This window comes from Rahnella sp. Larv3_ips, from assembly GCF_003697865.1.
In the GTDB taxonomy this organism is placed as follows: domain Bacteria; phylum Pseudomonadota; class Gammaproteobacteria; order Enterobacterales; family Enterobacteriaceae; genus Rahnella; species Rahnella rivi.
Genome location: NZ_MJIB01000014.1, coordinates 249466 through 270649, shown reverse-complemented (window position 1 = coordinate 270649; position 21184 = coordinate 249466). Strand labels below are relative to the sequence as shown.

At 48.1% G+C, this 21184-nt stretch carries 17 protein-coding genes and 1 pseudogene; all 18 read right to left on the bottom strand.

Annotated elements, in window-relative coordinates; all coding sequences use genetic code 11:
• Positions 1–94: 94 nt before the first annotated feature.
• Positions 95–3511 (bottom strand): ImcF-related family protein, encoded by a 3417-nt coding sequence (locus tag ED901_RS17845; protein ID WP_122096727.1) that lies wholly within the window; start codon positions 3509–3511, stop codon positions 95–97.
• Complete coding sequence (locus ED901_RS17840) at positions 3508–4719, bottom strand: hypothetical protein (RefSeq protein ID WP_122096726.1); 1212 nt, start codon at positions 4717–4719, stop codon at positions 3508–3510. Before ED901_RS17840 ends, ED901_RS17845 begins: the two co-directional genes overlap by 4 nt.
• Positions 4720–4721: 2 nt before the next feature.
• Complete coding sequence (locus ED901_RS17835; protein ID WP_013577838.1) at positions 4722–4985, bottom strand: PAAR domain-containing protein; 264 nt, start codon at positions 4983–4985, stop codon at positions 4722–4724.
• Between the two features lie 104 nt (positions 4986–5089).
• Positions 5090–5305 (bottom strand): hypothetical protein, encoded by a 216-nt coding sequence (locus ED901_RS25470; RefSeq protein ID WP_240993966.1) that lies wholly within the window; start codon positions 5303–5305, stop codon positions 5090–5092.
• A 301-nt stretch (positions 5306–5606) separates the two neighbouring features.
• A complete protein-coding gene (locus tag ED901_RS17825) occupies positions 5607–6287 on the bottom strand; it encodes a hypothetical protein (RefSeq protein ID WP_122096725.1) in 681 nt (226 codons plus the stop codon).
• Complete coding sequence (locus ED901_RS17820; RefSeq protein WP_162997895.1) at positions 6287–6526, bottom strand: N-acetylmuramidase domain-containing protein; 240 nt, start codon at positions 6524–6526, stop codon at positions 6287–6289. The genes ED901_RS17825 and ED901_RS17820 overlap by 1 nt, the downstream gene beginning before the upstream one ends.
• 10 nt (positions 6527–6536) lie before the next feature.
• Positions 6537–7373 carry a hypothetical protein gene (locus ED901_RS25465; RefSeq protein ID WP_240993965.1) on the bottom strand — a complete coding sequence of 279 codons (837 nt, stop codon included), beginning with the start codon at positions 7371–7373 and terminating at the stop codon, positions 6537–6539.
• Positions 7374–7515: 142 nt separating this feature from the next.
• A complete protein-coding gene (locus ED901_RS17810) occupies positions 7516–7713 on the bottom strand; it encodes a hypothetical protein (RefSeq protein ID WP_205965121.1) in 198 nt (65 codons plus the stop codon).
• A gap of 25 nt (positions 7714–7738) precedes the next feature.
• Entirely contained in the window at positions 7739–8344 is a 606-nt protein-coding gene (locus tag ED901_RS25460) for a hypothetical protein (RefSeq protein WP_240993964.1), read from the bottom strand.
• A gap of 116 nt (positions 8345–8460) precedes the next feature.
• Positions 8461–8871 (bottom strand): hypothetical protein, encoded by a 411-nt coding sequence (locus ED901_RS17800; protein ID WP_122096723.1) that lies wholly within the window; start codon positions 8869–8871, stop codon positions 8461–8463.
• Positions 8864–9067, bottom strand: a complete 204-nt coding sequence (locus tag ED901_RS17795) for a hypothetical protein (protein WP_122096722.1) — start codon at positions 9065–9067, stop codon at positions 8864–8866. The genes ED901_RS17800 and ED901_RS17795 overlap by 8 nt, the downstream gene beginning before the upstream one ends.
• Before the next feature lie 315 nt (positions 9068–9382).
• Positions 9383–10538 (bottom strand): annotated as a pseudogene (locus ED901_RS17790) (IS3 family transposase).
• Between the two features lie 327 nt (positions 10539–10865).
• Positions 10866–11315 (bottom strand): hypothetical protein, encoded by a 450-nt coding sequence (locus ED901_RS17780; RefSeq protein ID WP_122096721.1) that lies wholly within the window; start codon positions 11313–11315, stop codon positions 10866–10868.
• A gap of 15 nt (positions 11316–11330) precedes the next feature.
• The gene (locus ED901_RS17775; RefSeq protein ID WP_122096720.1) at positions 11331–11888 is read right to left on the bottom strand and encodes a hypothetical protein; all 558 of its coding nucleotides are present in this window, start codon (positions 11886–11888) and stop codon (positions 11331–11333) included.
• Between the two features lie 15 nt (positions 11889–11903).
• Positions 11904–15392 (bottom strand): hypothetical protein, encoded by a 3489-nt coding sequence (locus ED901_RS17770; protein ID WP_122096719.1) that lies wholly within the window; start codon positions 15390–15392, stop codon positions 11904–11906.
• 16 nt (positions 15393–15408) lie between these two features.
• Positions 15409–15924 (bottom strand): YbjP/YqhG family protein, encoded by a 516-nt coding sequence (locus tag ED901_RS17765; protein WP_122096718.1) that lies wholly within the window; start codon positions 15922–15924, stop codon positions 15409–15411.
• Between the two features lie 114 nt (positions 15925–16038).
• Positions 16039–18381 carry a type VI secretion system Vgr family protein gene (locus ED901_RS17760; RefSeq protein WP_122096717.1) on the bottom strand — a complete coding sequence of 781 codons (2343 nt, stop codon included), beginning with the start codon at positions 18379–18381 and terminating at the stop codon, positions 16039–16041.
• Positions 18378–21032: a type VI secretion system ATPase TssH gene (tssH, locus tag ED901_RS17755; protein WP_122096716.1), complete on the bottom strand. Its 2655-nt coding sequence runs from the start codon at positions 21030–21032 to the stop codon at positions 18378–18380. The genes ED901_RS17760 and tssH overlap by 4 nt, the downstream gene beginning before the upstream one ends.
• Between the last annotated feature and the right edge of the window lie 152 nt (positions 21033–21184).

Here is a 21184-nt window from a genome sequence, read left to right as displayed (position 1 = left end):
GATTCCTGACTGAAAATTTCAGTGGTGTTGAAAATAAAAAAATAACGAAAGCGTGATGCCTGTGTTCACACACTGACACCACAAGGGGAGGGTATTACTCATCTCCGGCAGAGCCCGTTCCTGCGGGGATATCCTGATCGTCTGTCAGTACGGGTCCCGGTTCGGCGGCAACGACAGAAGAGACAGGCGCATCATCTAAAAATACTTTTTTGGGCAGAGAGAAGTTACGTAAAGCCAGCAAGGCCAGCGGACCATTGCCCATTTCTGTTCTCAGTATGTATTTCAATGGCAGGCCGTCAGGGGTTTTCCAGACCAGCTGGTAACGGCTGCTGTCGAGTTGGGTAACCTGGGCTTTTTCCAGCAGGCGTATTAATCCCCAGTTTCCTGAAAAGTCGCCAAACAGTTGCATACCGGAACTGACACTGCGCCAGCTGAGCTGTACGCCGGGATAATAGGAATTTCCCGGCCATTTAAAGCTCTGCCAGCTTTCCATCTGGTTGAAATAATCCAGATTTTGCCCGTCGACAGCGAGTTGCGTGCGGACGACATTTTTTGACGGGCGGGCCATTAATTCAAAACGTAATCCTGCATCACCCTCAGCAAATACGATGTCAGATAACTGGCCCAGCTGGTTGATGGCATCAAGGAATGCCGGATTAAAGGTCAGTCCCTGACTGGTAATGGCATCCGGCACCCAGCGGTTACCTTCCTGGTGTAAAATGCCACCGAGTTGAGTTTTCAGGAATTGTGAGATACGTCCGGAGTCGGAACGGAGATATTGCGCGACGACAGGTAAGGATGCATCGCTGCCGGTGCTGGCGAACGGATACCGTCCGGCAAATGAAGTATCCCACTGGTTGACCACGGTACCTTGCCATTGCGCATTCAGACTGCCGGCGGCGGGTTGCAATACCTGACGCCAGGCAAGCTCCATAGGCTCCACAAACATCGCTTTCCCGAAGCCACTCCATTCCTGACCCAGACTGGCTGCAACCAGACTGCCGTAATCACGGGTGTCGGTTAAATCGACGGCTTTACCCTGAAAGACCGTTTGAGCCAGCATCTGAGTCATCGCCTGCGGATCCGGTGCGGTAGTGACCTGCTGAAGCTTCAGGCGAACCTGTGTCACACGGGTTAAATAGGCCTGGAGGCTGAGATTGCCATTATTTACACCATTACTTTTGCCATCCATGATGGTCAACAAGGGGCCGAAGGCAGCGTCGAGCGGGCCTTGTGGTCCGCCTGTTTGCTTAATAACAGGTTGCTGTTTTTTACCCACCAGAACTTTCGCTGAATTCACCAGCGTATCGGCCAGAGCTTCGTTTTTCTGCCCCGTTTTCCCCTGCCAGGCCAGCGTATTCATCAATGCCACCATTGGAGACTGGCGTACATCTGCCATCAGCGTGAGCTGGGAAATAGCCCCCGAAAGAGAACCGGGCTCCTGCCAGCGCAGGCTGTTAACCACATTCAGCCAGGCATTGCTAAAATCAGTGAAATAACGTTCGGTGAGTCGTGCCTTTAGCGCCTCCGGGGAAATTTCTTCAGAAGCGGGTTGGGATTTACTGGTCAGAACCCAGTCAATTTCATTGCGTCGGGTAGTAACGACCTGATCGATAGCATCCTGAACCTGCTCTTCCCACGCCTGACGAGTGAACATTCCCGGCACGACCTCGTCTGTGTTGAACAGATAAGAAGCGTCGGTATCACCCACCATGTCTGTCAGGGTCATATCCGGATAGTTATTTGCCACTTTCTTTAGCATGGTCTGATACAGCGATGCTTCCGCATTGCGCTGGCCAATTTGCTTTAGCAGGATCTGCCTGACTGCGGTGACGAGGTTTTTATCCTGCGCTATTTTCCATTCCGGATGCGCGGGCAGGTTCTGCCCCCAGAAGGCTATCAGTTTGGGTCCGACATGTTGCCATTGCCCGTCCGGAACCCCGGTGCGTTTTGGCCAGAGGGTCATCAGTGTCTGGCTTAAAAACGTTGCATCGGCTTTATCCGGACGTGACATCATCAGGTAGGCTTTAAGCTCAGCATAGGTTTGTTGTGTCAGGGCATCACGCTGCGGGCTGCCCGGTGGCAACCGGATAAAGTCTGTTAATTTTGCCTTAATTTTCGTGGCAGAAGCATCCCGGATTAACACGTTATTGTTGGCCTGATACAACGGCCAAAGTGCCGCCAGCTGCGAGGCATTTTGATTCAGGCCAAAGCGCGTATACCAGGGAGAACCAGCTGTTTCCCGGTACTGTAATTTTGCAATTTCCTGTTGAAGTGCCAGCTGATTATTCAGGCGTGAGGCCAAGGGCTGAGTCGTATCGGCTGCGATAGTGGCCTGTTCATGAGAGTCAGCAATCTGATGCTGATTGATAAAAAGCGAAAGCAATACACCCGCTCCCCAAACTACAGCCAGGGTCAGAAGGGTGCATTGCAATATTTTTTCCCAAGGCCATCCTGTTCGTTTCCCTTGCGCATTCCGGCAATCCTGAAGAATCCCCTGCCACTCAGGCAGAGCCTCCCAGCTATGTGAAGACCCCATCTCTGCGCCGGATGGCAGACTGAACATCAGCCCGCGCAACATCATCGGAGAGGAACCCCGGGAAACCGTGGTCAGCACATTACTCAGGCCAGCACGCCATTCTTCGCGCAGTCTTTCAGTCAGACGCAATAAAAAGTCGTAACGGGTGTCCTGGGCAAGCTGGGACATCCCTTGCTCACGTAGCGCAGGAATGAGCGCATCCATTGCGGTAATTACAGATTCTGTTGAAGTTTTTCCTGATAACAAGCACCCGACTGGTTGGGTTTCCCGGCCTTCCTGCGACCATTTACACGTGTCGAGCACCCAAAAATACACCGGCGCCTGCCAGCCAAGCAGTGCATCGGTTTTTTGGCGCTGACGCAGGGTTTCATCCAGTGAGAGGGTGCCTGGTAACTGATTACCCTCCAGTACATGAACAATTCCGTCTAAGGGACGGCGCGGACGCAATAGTCTTGCGGCCATCGCACGTTTAGAATCAACGGGCACATCCGGTAAGCCTCCCCACAAAAGCAAGGTATCGTCACCTTCCTGCCAGTTTTGCTCTGTAAGCCCCGGCACAATCTTTTCAACCAGTTCAGTTTCTCCGGTCAGCCAGAGGATCTGCACTTTCCTGCGCCAAAACCGGCCATAGCGAAAACGCATCTGCTCATCCAGACCGGTGAAAAACGAAGGTGATGGACTCACGGTATCTGAGTTCGCGGGTGCCTCTGTCTGCTGATTTTTTCGTTTACGCCATTGGATACGAACGCCTGCCTTCCCGAGGCGATCGAACATACGCTCGATCAGCCAGAAAATCGCGCCCAGCCCGGCGGCAATACTCAGACAAAGAGTCCAGATACCGGAAGGTGATAACGGGCCGATGCCAAAGGTGGAAGCTACCCATTGTGGATAGAAGGCGAGAGTGCCTCCCACAACGATGACGATAAAAATCAAAAACAGAAAGGCGCTGCCTATTAGGGATCTGATTGTCACAGTGAAGTGTCCTGATTGTCCTTAATGTCTGAGGCAGGTGCAGAGACGCAACCTACCCAAATCTTGTCCGTGGCGGTTTGGACCGCGACAGCCTGTGTGATGCCATCTTCACAGCATTGTGTGGCCGCTATGAGTAATGCCAGCCACGGTGCTGTGCATCCTGTAAAACCCGTGATGTTATCGATGACACTGCACTGCTTTTGAATATCCAGCCCGAGTGCGTTTTTCTCACAGGCCGTGCTCCATTCGCTGTCAGTGAGCAGTGCACCGCCGGTGAGCCACGCTTGTCCAACGGACGCTGGCTGGAGGTTAGTCCATAGCAGCGCGCGTGAAAGTGTTTTGGTGAGCGCGGCGTCTGTTCCGCACTCGGGGCGATGGATACGTACTGTTTTACGCTCATCAGGCATCCGACAATTGGTTAACAGCATGGCTGTTGCAGCTTCACCGCTGTTGACCTCAGGCCGATTATTTATCTGAGTACCGATCACCAGCAAGGCAGAAGGGATACCCCAGGTCATATCAATCCATTGGTCTAACGCCGCAAACCCCATTCCATTAATTTGCCGCAGCGGACGGGAAAACATCGCCATGACTTCCTGTGCATGCTTTGCGTTAACTTGCGGATCCTGATCAATGTGAACATCCAGCAGAACGTAACAGGGCATGCCGGCGGGGAGGGTATCGAGTAAAGCTGATATTCGCTGTTTAAGGTGGCCATGCCACTCCTGCAGCACACCGGGTATCGTATTTGTTGTACTGCCAAGACGTGTATGTCGGACGGCGAAGCCACCGGTTCTGGGAATAACAGATGACATTAGCGGAGTGTTTTTCAAAACAGCGCTGAGGAGTTTTTCTGTACTTTTGCCAACCGTGGTAAAGGAAACGCCACCGTGCCAACAGAGATAGCGCTGCCCACGTTGAGTTTCCTCTTCTATTAACTGTTCGCGTTCTCTGTTCCATGACGTAGCCCAGATTTGATCGCATTTGTAGCCGATACGTCGCAGGCTGAAAAGGATGCCCCAGGTTGCTGCGGGTAAACCAATGGCGGTAAACCAGAATGCAATCCCCGTATGCTCATTTTTCCAAAACCAAAGCGTGGACGTCGCCCCCGCCAGCAGCATAAAGGGCAAGAAAAGAAGCCAGCGGCGGGTACGGGGGCGAACAATGCCGGGCGCTTTGTCGGGAATAACATCAAGATTCACCGGCATAATTATCCTACTTGTGCCGTTGCAAGAGAACTAATCAGCGTGCAGCCGCAGGCACATTTATGTCCGTGAAAGGCGACAGGAATACCATTGTCCAGATAATTGGGATTACCTTCGGTAATGAATGTCGGACCGTGAAAAGGAACAGGGCAAGAGACTTTATCCCCTTTACGGGCAACGGGAATATTACCAAAACTCATGGTACCGGAACCGGTCACTACTGCGCCGCCGTGCGTTGTTTTATCGCCGATACGAATAATAGGAAGCATGATTAAGTCCTTTTAGAAAAAATGTTTTATATCGATTACAGAGAGTCTGACGTTGAATAACTACTGCGAATTGTTGGGAGCTTTTTTTAATAATGTTGAGGCTTTCATTTTGTGTTGCTGAACACCGGGTCATTCTCAGCTGCAACATGGAGCTTTTCAAAAATTCTTTTCACCACGTTCTGCGGCTGGTTCTCCGCATCCAGCAACTGAAAACTGTCAGGTTCATCTTTGATGATAGAAAACCCCAGTTTGCCGAGGTCAAATTGTGACAGCACTTCGACGGAGGATGCGGCGACATAGCCATTTTCTGGTGCAGGCAACAGGTAATGTGTTGGTGTTCCCTTGGGGGGCTGCCGTCACATCCGTCGGCGGTATGACAGACGGAGAAGATGTCTTACGTGAGTTATCCCCCATGGCACCTTTTGCATCCTTACTGAAAAGCTTCGCGTTTGCCGGATATTTCAGGAAGGCGAGACTCTCGCGCCCGGAAGCCAGTCTCAATGGGTCTCTAAAAGATACTATTCAGAAAAAATTAGTAATAGGTTTTCGTGACCTTCGCGTAATTCCCCGCCTACTTTGACTTGGATGACCTTTTCTGTGATTTTTGTGATTATCTAAAAGTTACAAGATATCGGTCAGTTTTATCCATGTGATGATATTTCTTTTCTGTGATGAATATTTTATTTTTATCAAAGAATTGTCATAATCTAACACCTCTATAATGTCGCCTTTAATTAGGTATGATTTTTTAATATGTTGCTTTTTATTTTCATTATAGAGAAATGCTTTGTTGCTACTAATGACTGCAGGTAATGCATGGTCAAGGTGTAATTTTTCTGGGGATAATAAGCTATCTGCATCTACGTTTGGTAATGACATCTTATAAACATATTTATCCTTAACGCATAAAGTTAGAGTCGTTACAACCTGATTTTCGCTCGCTGGCTGTAGTGATATTTCCTTGCATGCTTTTTTTAGATAAGGGATGTCTTCTGATAAAAAGTCAAAAACATACACATCTCTTGGGTAATTTAGAACCAAGGATATCTTGTCGTTTCCTTTTGATTCTAATTCAAAATCCTCCGCTGACATGTCTTTTGTAATAATTTTTCTATTTTCGAATATTACATTTTTTTCGTTGATATATTTTATGTTATATCCTTCATTGTTTTGATAAATACTCCAATTCGTTCTACCGTGTGTTTTTATTTCTCGGGCGGGGATGTCTGTAGCGTAAACAGCAGGGGCGCTTAAGAAACACATGAACAATGTAATGCATGTGTAAATATTTCCTGACTTCATTACCATTGTCCTTTTAGTAGATCATATGCATCTTTAATTTTCTTATCATATCCTTCTTGCCTTACACCATTGTGTTTTTTTGCAATTGTCAGCCAATCCTTATCTTTCATAGGTTGGAACATCCTTTTTTCCTTAACTAAAAATACTTTAAAATATTGAAGCTGTTGTAATGCACAGTAATTTTGCGCGTCAACTAATTCTTGCGTAGAGGTATAAAGATGGCTGTAATACTCACCCATGACTTGGAACTTACCCCAAGAGCAAGACATGCGAGCGGAAACCGGTCTCGGTGGGTATCTGAAAGAACCCCAGGTGACCAAGCGCCGCGCCGGCCTGTACCGGGATTGTCTGGTCAGTTATCACCTCGTCAAATTTTGGTGATGAGCCCGTCTGCGCGTCAACGGCCTCGAGGTTCCCGCCGTCGGCAACGACCCAGACGCGCTCACCGCGTTTGAGCGGCGTACCTGCGACGTCAGCGGTCATGGTCATCAGTTTGAATACCCGGTTATCCGGTCGGGTCACTGTCTGCGCCGCATTATCGGTTTCCATAGTCATCTGCGTGTTGACAGGCAGCAACTTCCCGGCCGGTTTTCCCCATTTTTTGTTCTGTCCGCTGACGACGGTTTCGAACGTCACATCTTCACTGCAGCGGTAGTAATTCAGGGCTGTTTTGTTTTTGTATACCGCCGCCGCGGGAGGCGTCACGTTATAAGCCGGTGAACACTGGCTCCACCAGGGTGGAGGACTTGCTCCGTTACTTTCGGCCATTTTCAGAAAACCGCCGTCGGAAACGGTCCATACCAGCCTGCCATCCTGCATTTTGACCTGGCTGAACTGATGGTTATCACTGTTCCTGACCATCGTTTCATCACACAGTGTCACGATGTTCCCGGCGGAAAATTTTCCGGCCATTGTGTTTGAGGCAACATCTTCTTTTGTAGGATAGAACTTAACGCCGCCTTTGGTGGTGCGCTGCCGCGGGTCGGTCTGCGACGCATAGGCAGAGTAGGGGGCAAGATGCATATACAGTGTATAAAACGTCAGACCGCTGGCTGCTGTGGTGCCCGGCTGAACATAATGGCGCACTAGGACAAAAGAGCCAGAGAGATAAAACGTCCCTTTTCCCCAGGGATGGTTGGGCAAACAAACTCCAAAACTGAGCAGAATTTAAATGCGAATTTAATGTTGGGAGTTATTTTCATCCCCATCTTTAGCCGATGCCTTGCCATTATTTTATGCATCTATAAAAAATAACACCTCCACCAACAATCTCATTATTTATTATAATATCTGGGTCATTAACCCAAGAATGTACTTTTTTTATTTCATCATAAAAACCATACCATTCAAAATTCGCACTTTGCTCATGCAATTTCAATGTGGCTATTTTTAATTTTTTTGAAAAATCACTCCAATTTAGCTTCATTCCACCCGAACCCAGATCGACGGGCTTAACCCATATAGCGCGAGCGGAAGCCGGTCTCGGTGGGTATCTGAAAGAACCCCAGGTGACCGAGCGCCGCGCCGGCTTGAACCGGGATTGTCTGGTCAGTTATCACCTCGTCAAATTTTGGTGATGAGCCCGTCTGCGCGGCAACGGCCTCGAGGTTCCCGCCGTCGGCAACGACCCAGACGCGTTCACCGCGTTTGAGCGGCGTACCTGCGACGTCAGCGGTCATGGTCATCAGTGTGAATACCCGGTTATCCGGGCGGGTCACTGTCTGCGCGGCATTATCGGTTTCCATGGTCATCTGCGTGTTGACAGGCAACAGCTTCCCGGCCGGTTTTCCCCATTTTTTGTTCTGTCCGCTGACGACGGTTTCGAACGTCACATCTTCACTGCAGCGGTAGTAATTCAGGGCTGTTATGTTTTTGTATACCGCCGCCGCGGGAGGCGTCACGTTATAAGCTGGTGAACACTGGCTCCACCAGGGTGGAGGACTTGCTCCGTTACTTTCGGCCATTTTCAGAAAAACGCCGTCGGAAACGGTCCATACCAGCCTGCCATCCTGCATTTTGACCTGGCTGAACTGATGGTTATCACTGTTCCTGACCATTGTTTCATCACACAGTGTCACGACGTTCCCGGCGGAAAATTTTCCGGCCACCGTGTTTGAGGCAACATCTTCTTTTGCGAGATAGAACTTAACGCCGCCTTTGGTGGGGGCTTATGCTACCAAATACAATCTGATCTATCGTTATTATATGCCTCTAAATTTTCATTCAAACTGATAGTTCTTCCACTAATGCTTTTATAGATAAATTGGTAGTATCTGGCGCCCTGTGACATAACAATATATTGGCCATTATATTTCCCATGAATAAACTCTAACCAATTGGTAGTGTTTTCGATAGGTCGATCTTCGTCGACGCTTTCTGATTTCTCATCTGAAAATACAAGAGGGATAGGCTCCTTAGAGTTTTTATATTTCACGTAGCCAAGATGAGCGCCATCATCATAAATATCTATAAATTTTACATTTATAAGTTTACTATCTGAACTAAAACAGCCTGTTTGTTTTTCAGGCGCTGATGAAGCGCTAAAGGAAAATAAGATGATTAAAATAATTATATATTTATTCATCGCCTTGACTCGATTGCGTGTATTCCTGCTCTAATATAAGAAGACAGATTTCCATATTCAATTTCGTAAATTTTTTATTATTCATACTTGCAGGGAAAGGAGTGGTAAGCAACAAATCCCTAGCTCTTTTATATCCTTTCAAGGACTCTTCCGTATTCTTATCTGTGCCACTCCTGCTTACTTTTTTCAGGGTCATGCCATAATCCCCATCCAAATTAGTATATTTTACTATTATATAGCGCTATCTTCAAAATTAAATTTATTATCAAGAATTAAATGGTTCAGGTGATTTGTTCCAAGTGTTATGACACATGTTATAAAATAACTTAGTCGTTCATTATATCCGTTAAATCCACCATTGATTTCAGATGTGATGTTATTAAAATCTTCATTGCTTGCAGGATTTCCTAAAGATTTGTATATATTAAAGAACCAAAACGCAGATAGTACGCTATGGGGTAGGTTTGTAAGCTTCTCTCTATTTGAATCAGATAATGTCACATTGAAGTGGTCAACAAAAACTGGCCACAGTTTTAGAGTTTTTCCAGAACAATCGCTCTGATTCATTGGGTGTTAAGCCACCGTTATATTGGTGGGGTCTGAGCTGGCTGTAATAACCAATGATGTAGTTCGTTATTGATCTATTTGCTTCGCTAAAATTAGCGTATCCACAGTTCGGGACACATTCTGATTTCAGGCTGCGGAAAAATCGTTCCATTGGGCTGTTGTCCCAGCAGTTCCCTCGTCGACTCATGCTTTGCTTTATACGATAACGCCATAATAACCGTCTGGCTTCCATGGTCAGAATGATACATAACGTCAGCCGGTTTTCCCCTGGTTTCCCAGGCCATCGTTAATGCTTTTCCTGTCAGAGCTAAGTCCGGAGAAAACGACATCGCTCAGCCTATTGGCTTGCGGGAAAAAAATCCAGAACAACCGCCAGATAAGCCCAGCGTTTGCCCGTCCAGATGTAGGTCACGTCGCCGCACCAGGTCTGATTAGGTTCCGTTACTGCAAACTGGCGATCCAGATGATTAGTGATATTCACATGCTCTATTGTGGCTTTTTTGTAGCGATGCTCCGGTTGCTGGCAACTAATAATATTCAGCTCTTTCATTATCTTACTGGCCCGCCAGCGACTCAACGGAACACCTTTTGCGCTGACCATATCGGCAATGCTCCGGGCCCCCGCAGAGCCATTACTGGCATGATGAACTTCACGAACCAGGCTAAGTATAACGATGTGTTTTGCATCAGGTTTCTGCGGTCGGCTTAGCCAGTACCGATAGCTACTGCGATGGATCCCGAACACATTGCAAATAAAGGCAACAGGAAACCGCGTCCTGAGTTTCTCAACTAACGAGAATTGTTCAGGGAGTCTGACATCAAGAGCGCGGTAGCCTTTTTTAATATATCGTTTTCATTTCAACAAGTTGTAGTCGTTTTTCTAATTCACTAATGCGAAGTTGCTCAGGCGACATCGGAGAGGCCTTTGGGGATTTCCCTGCGCGTTCTTCTTTAAGCTGGCGAACCCATTTATCCATCGTGGATTTACCGACATTTATTGCTGTTGCAGCGGGGGCAACGGTGTAGTGCTGATCGAGTACAAGCTGGGCAGCTTCGAGGCGAAACTCGGGGCTAAAATTGCGTCTGTTACGTCCGGTCATAATGTCACCTGTTTTGACTATGAGGCGATGATATCACCTCTATTCAGGTGGCCAGATTTAGTACTCCACTTCAGTCCTTGCATGGCTTCCGTGAAACGGGTTCTGAACATATTAGTGAACTCATCAGTTCGATCAACCTGAGCGGCTGATTTCCCCGTGTACAAAGGGGCCGCAGGGTAATCCTTTCCTTTGGGGAAAGTAGTTGAAGCCTGACTCTGAACTGAAGAAAATCCAGGTACAGAAATGAGTAATATCCGTGCAAGTTAAATCTGTTTCACTATTGAGGCTTTGGTTTTCATATGGATTATTTTTAGCCGTTGGTTAATACTAACGATGTATGCTATTCCCATGATTGATTTCTTTTAATTGTTCCCAGTCTTTGACTGGCCAGGGGAATAGCTTGCTTTTAATCAGAAGGCGATCTTTATCGTCATGCTTTATGATAAACTGAGGCGCAGGAGTTTCACATTCCTCCTCAGGACTTTTATTTGCATTCCAGATTAGATTTAATTCATTACCTTTCTTTTCATAAAAGTATTCACCCTGGCATGTATACGGGGCATGCCAGGAAGATATTTTTACTTCTGCTGTATGTTTATCTTGATTAAAAATAAATCTCCAAGTAATTGAGGCATTGCTTCCATCAATTAGCTGCTCACCTTGTTGACTAAAAACATAACTTCCTTCCGGGGTTGGGGAAACCAATGCATAACAATTTACACAGTATAAACTGACAAGAAAAAAAGGCAGGCATAATTTCTTAATGTAGATAGGCACTTCTTAGCTCCTTTATTAATAATAGGCTTCTTCTGGACAATTAGGCTGCACCTCATAACCAAGAGGAAGGTACAAATGCTCTTTTGAATTAGTGCCTTTAGAATAAACATGAAGGCCTTCTTGACTATTGCAAATGGAGAATTTGTAATTCACACTCATTATATTAAAGCTTATTTCATTTGCGTTTGATTCTATTTTTGGTGCTATTTTTATTAAGCTATTTCTTTTAACGATTAATGCCATGGTTGGTTTATTCAACTGTCGAGAGGGATAAGTTACAGTTAGAAGATATGACATTATCTCTTTACCCTCAAGTTCGTCTGTAGCTTTTTGTGTAACACCAACAAACCTAAAGTTGCTTCCTGTTATTTTCTCGCAACATTTAATGTCATCCGGTATTGCGGGGTTTATATAAACAATATCCGTTGCCGAAATTTTTTCAGTCGTGAGTAACATGTATGTTTTATCAGTATTTAATATCATGATCCCAGCTTTGACTAACGGGAGGCTTTCTTCAGCATAACAACATGCAGCCAAGAAAAATGTAAAAATCATAACTATTTTAGTGAGCATTATACACCTATCTATTTATCGGCCATCGTCAGACCAATGAGGAGGATCGCTGATTAACTTTATAACTCCATAACTGGCACCTACACTATAAAGATCAGAATTATTTTTAATAGGAGTTTCGATATTTAGTTTCGTTACGATTGTCTTACCAATAACACCTGTAATAGTCATATCTATAGCCCTCCTTTGAGTGTGACGGGAGCTTAAAACTGGTCGATAAACTATTTGATAGCCTGCAACCATTTCCTCCGCTGCTGCAACTGCAGTCGAGTTGTCACCTTTATGTTGCCAATCAATATTGACTCCATTCATCGAAGGTACTTGTCCAGGGGCTAATGATTCACGTGCAATCATCCAGCTATAATGCATCAAATATGCTCTTTCGACAGGGCGATAAGTAGCGGATACTGATACTCCGCCGCCACCTGCTTTGATCGCTAAAACAAAATTATTTACCGAGTCTCTGAACGGCACTTCCAGATCAGTCAGACTAACACTTGTAGGATATCTATTTACCCACTGCCTACCACTTGGTTCCAGAGCAATGTCAAGGGTAGTGTTTATATCCCCTTGACATATACAAATATTTCTATACCCGCCCCCCTCCTCTATCAGCTTATTTAAACGCCATAGCAACTCTCTTCTTTGTATTTTTAAATCATTATTCCCGATATTTCCATTTTGGTCGGAATCAAGACTGCTGTTTGCTAAGTAATAATTAACCCCTTCATTCTCATCTTTTTGCCTGCTATAAAGAACATAGTCATCATTTTGACCCACACCTTCAGGACAAAATATAAATAAATATATGTCTTTTGGTTCCTTCACCTTTTTAAGGATGGAATCATTGGAAGAGAAATATAGTTTTACATAATCTAGTTGCTCTAACTCATCCATTAAGGCAAGTTGCTGTTTTGTTAATTGTAGCCCATTTATTTTATTAATCTGCCTGACGGCTGGAGCGGTAAATTGAATAAGTCCAACAGCATTTTTCTCTGTTATTGTAGGATCTGCAGAAATTTCATCTTTTGTGTATACATGCTGTTCGATTTTAGGACGAGGGCCATTTTTACCTTGAACATAAACAACATCTCCCTTTGAATCTAAAACTTTTCTGAAGGTTGCTACGGTTGACATAAATTTTCGGCTGGTTTCGACCGCAATAGAGGCCATTAGAACATCAGCATATTCATTTTTTTGAAGTTCCCCCCACAATTCACAACATATTTTGACGACTTTTTTACGAAATTCGCAGCCTTTTTCTTGTCCATGTACTTGGTCAACAATTTCACCCCAAATTAACCTAGCACAATCAGTGTTTTTGAAGTTATCTAAAAAGACAATTGGATGCATATGATATAATGCTGAGCCCAGTAAAACCTTACTATTATCCATATCCTGCATCCACACTAATTTCTCAATCACCGATTCATTATATTTTTTCCACTCTGGTGCATCTTGTGTAAGGTTGTCCAGATACGATTTCCATAATGAGTCGGTTGGTTTGTAATACCATTCACTGGGGTGCTTTGCAATAATTCTAAATAGTGTATCCCTTAGAACTGGATTATGGATTGCCTGCCGGTATTCATCCGGTGAGTAATGGCCGTCTGGGTTTGTGCCAATCATGTCAATCAGACGCTGATAATTTTGGGGTATCAGTGCGTAATCGACCCGAGTTTCCTGTTTCGCCGCGTTATGTAAGATATCCAGTATTTTCCTGATCAGTGTTTCAGGTGGTGTTTTGCCATCGAGCTTATCAAAATTACCCGGCGAATCATCTGTAAGCGTAAAACCAAGTTCAGCAAGATCATATCGCGATAACAACTTAACATCTTTTTTTGCCAACCAGGCTGTCTCAGGATAGATCTGAAAATACGTTTCCGCTGATTTATCACCTGCAGCTTGCTCATTTACTGACTTCACTTTCTTTAAGGTGGCAATACCTGTAGAACGGGTCGCCTCAGCCTCCTTTACAAACTTACCGGTAGATAAGTTTTTATTATATCGCGGCAGACCCGGTATATATTTCAAAAATAATGGCCGATCCTCTTGTTCAAGCTTTTCCGGGTTAGTCAGGAACGTGGGGAGATTATCATCTATGCTAAAACATTCAATATGCGACTGATAACGCGGTACGTAGCCCATTGCAACCGGGTTCTGGTAATAGCCAAGATGCCCGACGGGATCTTTTGCGTTTATGCGGAATGGGACAGGGCAGGTGACCTGTTCGAATACGAGTTTCTCTTCAGTCGGTGGCTGGAAGTGTGCCCACCAGGCTGGAGGAATAACGACGGGCTCCGTTGTTTTCAGATTAGCTCTGTCAGCAACTATCCACACCTGATCGCCCTGACTAAACAGTTTTTTCTCAGGGGTATTTCCTCGCGCCTTGACGATCACATCCTCCACAAGGGTAACATTGCCATATATTCGTCCTTTGTCTGTCTGAGTCTTAAATCCTTCATCCGTCTCATCCCAGCGCACTTTTGTCCCATTAGGAAGTGTACCTTTACGTACAGTCCGGTCGGCATCCTCGTAAGCAGACAGGCCTTTTCTTTCGTTTACTTTCCATGTTTTCTCGCCTTTACCAGCCTGATAAGCTGACCAGGGAGCAAGATGCATATAAAGAGTATAAAAGGTAAGGCTGCTTTTTTTGTCATCCCCGGGTTGCAGATAATGTCGTATCAGGACGAATGAACCTGAGTAACTTAGTATTCCAGAAGTCCAGGGAGCCTCGAGATAATCTTTACATACCCGATAAGCAACAACTTCGCCATCTGCCATACAGCGCAGAGGCTGCTCACCTTTGTAGGGAACAGGAAAATCGACAGACTCAGAAGTACCTTTACCGCTTAATGCGCTCCATGGGGTGGTGACAGAACTGATGTGAATGCCGCCATGCCACATGCCGTTGCGCCCAACCAGATAAAACCCTGCGGGTTCTCGGCCGAGATTTACAAGGATCTCTTCAGCGTTGCCGAATTCATTACCCTTTGGGTTTTTCGTAATGGGATAGCAGATGTGGAGGTCTTTGTTGTCAGCTTTGCTTTGGTCGGATGGCCTATTTTTTTCCGTTTCTCCATAGCGATACATCTTGAACCCGGATTTTAAAGAACTATAAGCCCTTGCCGGGTAGAACCCCATTGGTTGTCTAAAATCAGAGACCCATTGAGCTCCATTAAACATGGCCATATGACCATACCGATGACCCGGAATATCTTGAACTACGACAACATCGCCAGCTTGCTGGCCAGGTATGGTGGTTGTATCTGTCAGTTCTGACCCGCCAGTATTATGGGTAAATACGATGGTGAATCCTTTAGCTAACAATGAGGCACCATAATCTGCCGCTGCAGGATAGTCATAGTTTGGACGAAGTGGTGGAGAAATAATATCAACTCCCCCAGCCTTAATTGCAAGCCTCACAAATTTGGCACAGTTACCATGACTTTTTTCGGATGCATTACTATTTAGATGGGCTAGTGCTGATTCTACATTCAACATAGTAGATATTACTCAGTTATTGAAAGCGATATTTAGCAGGACTAAGATCGGATACAGAGTCTATTTTCCAGTGCGTATTGATTTTTTTAAGCGAGACCGTCAGGACATGGGCCTTCTCATGGAGTCCCCCTAGTGAAACCTTTACAACCGATAAGCCTGAACTGATTTTTATTGGTTCTACAATGACATGTGTCCAGTCATCGTAGGCATCTTGAGCCCTTATAATATAAACATACCCATCTTTTGGCCTAACCTCTTCGATTGTGCAAACGGGGTCTTTTCCTTCCTGGCAAATTTTTGCATTTTTTATTTTTTTCAAAAAGCCTGGTGTTATATTATTTTGCATTAATTTTTTAAATGCAGGGGCTTCAGGTGGGACAATTTTGAAATACAACTGCATATATTGCGTGTAAAATGATTGTGTCATTTTCACGGGATTTTCTTTTATATTAGCAGATGCATTAACGCCGAATAGTAAGAGGGTTAACATTGATAAATATAAGAATGATTTCCAAAGGATTTTGTTTTTCATTGATACCTCACGAAGTATGTTCAACTTATTTGCATGTTACTTCGAGTCAACATGCTTTTACCCATTCTTTTTACACAGCAAGTCAAATACTGACATCTATCGAGCAGCTTAGCCTTATCCAGAAAAATCCTTCCCATCCTCTTCAGTCAAGTTTTCCATCGTGACAATAGGAAATTTAGGTGTATCGCTTGGTTTTGAAGCCCCCACCATTGGCACCAGGTAGTTCGTGCATTTAATCGTCATATCCCCGGAAGACCCGTGCTCGATTTTGCTGGCTTCCAACGTCAGATAAGAGCCGCCGCCGTTGAGGGTCAGTTTTTTCGGAGTGGTAATGATGATTTCATCGTCCGAACTTGTGATGGTCAGGGTTTGTCTTGCGGTCAGGGAGATGGCGTTGTTTTGTGCCTGGATAGTGACCTGTCCCTGATTGGCAATCAGCGTGGCATCCTGCTTATGTACAAACATGCTTAACGCTTCACCTGCGCCGATGAACAGGTTTTTCATGACGCCAACGTCGGCATTGTTACCGGCGTTCACCATCAGATTTTGTCGGGCTGCCAGCTGTAAATGCTCACCGCTGGTAAGAGCCACGCCCATCGGGGCGCTGGCTAAAATGGCGGCGGACTGTAACTGCGTCAGGCGGTTATCGACAAAGCTGAGCTGCTTTTGAATATCTGATGCCAGCGCGGTAGCCTGCGTGGCGGCGTCACTCAGAGCCTGCATCTCATTGTTGGCCTGATGGATTTGACCGAGGGCCGGATCCATATCCAGCACTTTTCCCTGTGCCTTGAGTTGTTCTTCTGCACTGACAAATATCCCTTTGCCCGCGCGTATCACGCCGTGTTCATCTGTCCTGATTTCAAAGCCGGCACCGCGCTGTGCGCGTTCCGCATCCACCAGATGCCCCATGTTCAGCTGCGTTTTACCAAACTCGGTGGCGAGTTTGATGTGTTCCTCTGAGCGTTTGTCTTCCATCCGCAACTTGTTGAAAGACGGAGTACGCAGGACGTTGCGCGTATGGTTGTCGTCGGTGACATGGTCACTGTGTGCTGAATCATGCAGGGCATACGCGATATAAGGTCGGTCACAGTCGCCTGAATCGAAAGCGATGGCGACTTCAGTACCATCGAGTAAAGGCGCGTGCCAGCCGTAGGTATCACCGGCGTAAGGTTTTGCCATACGCAGCCAGAGATAGGCGTAGCCCTGTTCCTGTTCGTCGCGGTCAAAATCGAGCTTCACGCGGTATCGGCCCTGATTATCCAGCCAGGAATAGATATCGCCTTTGGTGGTGCTTTCCACCCGGGCTGGAAGGGTACCGGCGATTACCGGGCGTTCTGGCAGAACAGGGCGGAAGCAGAGGGTTTCGCTGTAAGGCTGACCGGTCAATTGCGCGGTGAAACGACTCTTGCGCGAACCGTAGGTTTTTATCCCCGTCAGCAAGATGCCTTCATTTAACACAGAAGGAAGTGTGCCATCGACTTCCAGCACCTGACCCGGTGCCAGATGAGGGCAACTGCTGTGGCCGGTGACGGTCTTCTGAGCATTCAAGATGCGCTCATGACGCAGGCGGGCATAAAATGCACCGGTTTCTACCCCGTCTTCTGATCCGGATTCCAGGAAAGGCTCTGCATACTGATAGACTTCGCCAGTGGTGGTTTCATCACTTCCTGCCGCACTGGCAGTAGTGTCCATCGGACTTAACGCTTCCCGGTAGTTGTAATCGCGGGTGGAAACCTGTTGCGTGACGACCTGATGCTGCGTGCTCAGCCCCCAGACGCTTTCGGTACCGCTGTCGCTCATGCCCGCCTGGTTGCGTAAGGGTAAACGGACTCCAAATTTATATTGTTGCTGGCTGTCGGCAAATATGATGACGTCATGCTCAAGGCGGGTGTCCATCTCGAGATGCCAGTAGATCCCGACCTCAGCCAGTAAACGCTGGATGAAAGCTAAATCTGTTTCCCGCCACTGGGTGATAAGCTCACGTGCCGGGTATGATCTGGAGAGCTGGAATTCGAAGTCCGGGCCTTCCAGACCGTGTGCCCGAAGAACCTTTTCAACCACTTCCTGCACTGACTGATTTAGATAAAGTGCGCACTTTGCAGAGTGGTCCAGTAAGGCTACGCGCGGAACCAAAACCAGCCGGTAAATCGTCTGATCCGCAGAGGTAGAGATACGTGAAAAATGTTGAATCACACCGTGTACAGCCCGGACCGGCTCCGCAACGCCAGCAATATCAAACACGGGAGCTTGCATGGTAAACGTAGCCGGTTTGAGAACCAGTTGCTCAGCGGTTAAATCGGTGGCCGTGCTGGTGACATGAATAATATATTCAAAGGGTTTGCTAAGTTGCTCTTCCCCTTCGAAGCGCAACACGTCGAGAAAGGCCGGACTTTGCAAAACGTCCAGACGATAGCGGGACTGGTTTAGCAATCTGTTGATAACATCGGAGGTGCTCATTTCTGTTCTCCGTCAAATTCCAGCGTGATCCCTTCCTCTTCATCCCAGCCCAGCGCCAGTGCGGTGGTGCGCTGTTGTCCGGCCATGCGTTGTAGCAGTTGCTGGCTCAGCACCGGCAGGATCTGCTGATTGAGCAGGCTGTCTATGTTGCGCGCACCGGTGTCCGGCAGCAGGCAGGCGGCGACCAGCGTGTCGTACAGGCTTTCTTCGATGGTGCAGCGCAGGCCATAATGTTTGCTCAGGCGTTTGGCGACCTGTACCAGTTTCATCTCAACAATAGTGCGCAGGGCAACGGCATTCAGCGGACGATAAATCAGCGTCTGGAAACGGGCGAGCAGGGCCGGCTGGAAATGATCGCGCAGGATCGGGCGCAGCATTTCCTGTAGGTCGCCGTCGGTGGCTTCCGGTTGTTCATCCAGCAGCTGCATGATGTGGTCGCTGCCCAGATTGGCGGTCATCAGGATCACTGTGTTACGGAAGTCGATCTCGCGGCCTTCGCCGTCGCGCATAAAGCCGCGGTCAAACACCTGATAGAACAGGTTGATCACGTCGCGGTGCGCTTTTTCAACTTCATCAAGCAGGACAACGCTGTAAGGGCGTTTACGCACAGCCTCGGTCAGAATACCGCCCTGGCCGTAACCAACGTAGCCCGGAGGTGAACCCTTCAGCTGGGAAACGGTATGCGCTTCCTGATACTCGCTGAGATTGATGGTGATCAGTGATTTTTCGCCGCCGAACAGGCAGTCGGCGAGGGAAAGTGCCGTCTCGGTTTTACCTACACCGCTCGGGCCGACCAGCAGGAATACGCCCAGCGGGCCATTCTCAGAGGTCAGACCAGTTTTGGCGGCGCGCAGGCGCTGCGCCATGGCGGTCAAAGCAGGGTCCTGGCCGACGACGCGTTTATTCAGCTGGTTTTCCAGTTGTAACAGGTCAGTCTGTTCGTCTTTCAGCAGGCTGGTCAGCGGCACGCCGGTCCAGTCTGCAATCACGGTGGCGACGGTACGTATATCAACGTCCAGTGAAAGCAGCGGGGTGTGCCCCTGTAAATCACTGAGTTGCTGTTGCAGGCTGGCGATCTCTTCCTGCCGGCTGATGTCCTGACGCACATCGAGCAGTTGCTGAGTGAGCGCTTTCTCAGCGTGATACTGAGTGTCCAGCGCGGTGAGCTGATCAGTCAGCGCATTGGTCTGATGTTCAATCTGAGTCAGGCGCTCGCCGTGGGTCTGGCTACCCAGCGAAATGTCTTCCAGCAACGCCTGTTCTTCCATCTCAAGCGCGGTGATCTGCGCCTTCAGGCGGGTCAGATCTTCCGGCAGCGTATCAAGGCTCATGCGCACGCGGGCGGAGGCTGTATCGAGCAGATCGACGGCTTTGTCCGGCAACTGGCGGCCGGTAATGTATCGGCGGGAGAGACTGACGGCGGCTTTGACCGCTTCGTCGGTGATGTGAACGCCGTGATGCTGCGCGTAGCGGGACTTCAGGCCGCGTAGCATCAGACAGGCCATCTCGTCGTCCGGCTCATCGACTTTGACAATCTGGAAGCGGCGCTCGAGTGCGGCGTCGCGTTCAAAATACTGTTTGTACTCGGACCAGGTGGTGGCGGCGATAGTTCGCAGCTCACCGCGGGCGAGGGCGGGTTTGAGGAGGTTGGCGGCGTCCGCGCCACCGGCCTGATTCCCTGCGCCAATAATGGTGTGCGCTTCGTCTATAAACAGCAGCACCGGCGTCGGTGATTTTTGCACGGCGTCGATGACGTTTTTCAGGCGCTGTTCAAACTCACCTTTGACCCCGGCACCGGCCTGCAGCAGGCCTAAATCCAGAGTGCGCAGGCTGACGGTTTTCAGGCTGTCCGGCACGTTGCCTTCTGCAATGCGTAACGCCAGACCTTCGACCAGCGCGGTTTTCCCCACGCCCGGCTCGCCGACTAAAATCGAGTTGTTTTTACGACGACGAGACAGGATGTCCACCATCTGACGAATTTCGTTATCGCGACCGAACACCGGGTCGATGTGCCCGGCTTTGGCTTTAGCAGTGACGTCCAGCGTGAACTTATCCAGCGCAGCCTGCAGGGCTTCGCTCAGTGACTGAACGCCAGCGGCGATGTCATGTTTTGGGCTGGCGGCGTCACCGGCAAGATCGGACGGCGTCCGGTTCAGGCTTTCCTGCTGTTGCAGTTCGGGGCGCTCTTCAGACAGCGCGTCCAGTACCGGTTTCAGGCGGCGGATATGCTCTTCGCTCAGGCTGAACAGCGGCCACAAGCCCTCGCAGCGCAGCAGGCGCGGCTTAGCAAGCAGGGCTTCCAGCAGATGTACGCTGCGGATATTTTCATTGTCGTCCTGCAGGGATGCGGCCAGCCATCCCGCTTTTATCAGCGCCTGTAAATCATCGGAAAGTTGCGGACGGGCATGCACGGAACGCGGCAGGGCATCGAGATGCGCGAGCAGATTTTGCCACAACGCGTCCATGTCCCACTCGTAGCGACGGGCCAGCACGGTGATGTCGCCTTCGCCCAGTTCAAGCAGCTTAAGCAGCCAGTGTTCGACCGTGATTTCCGCATGTGCCCGCGTCTGACACAGGGTCGCGGCGGCTTCGAGCGCTTTCGCGCAGTACGGGTTTAAGCGACGAAGTAAGACGGCTGACTGCTGTTCCATGCTGAATTCCTTTTTTGAGGTACGCTACCGCCCATAGCCTTTTCCTTTGCAGGAAACCCAGGCCCATAAGGTCGATGTCCGGTTCTGTTTTTGTTTGCTCAACCGCCAGACCGGCGGCTCAGAAAACAAAAACAGCAGACGGCGAACCGTCT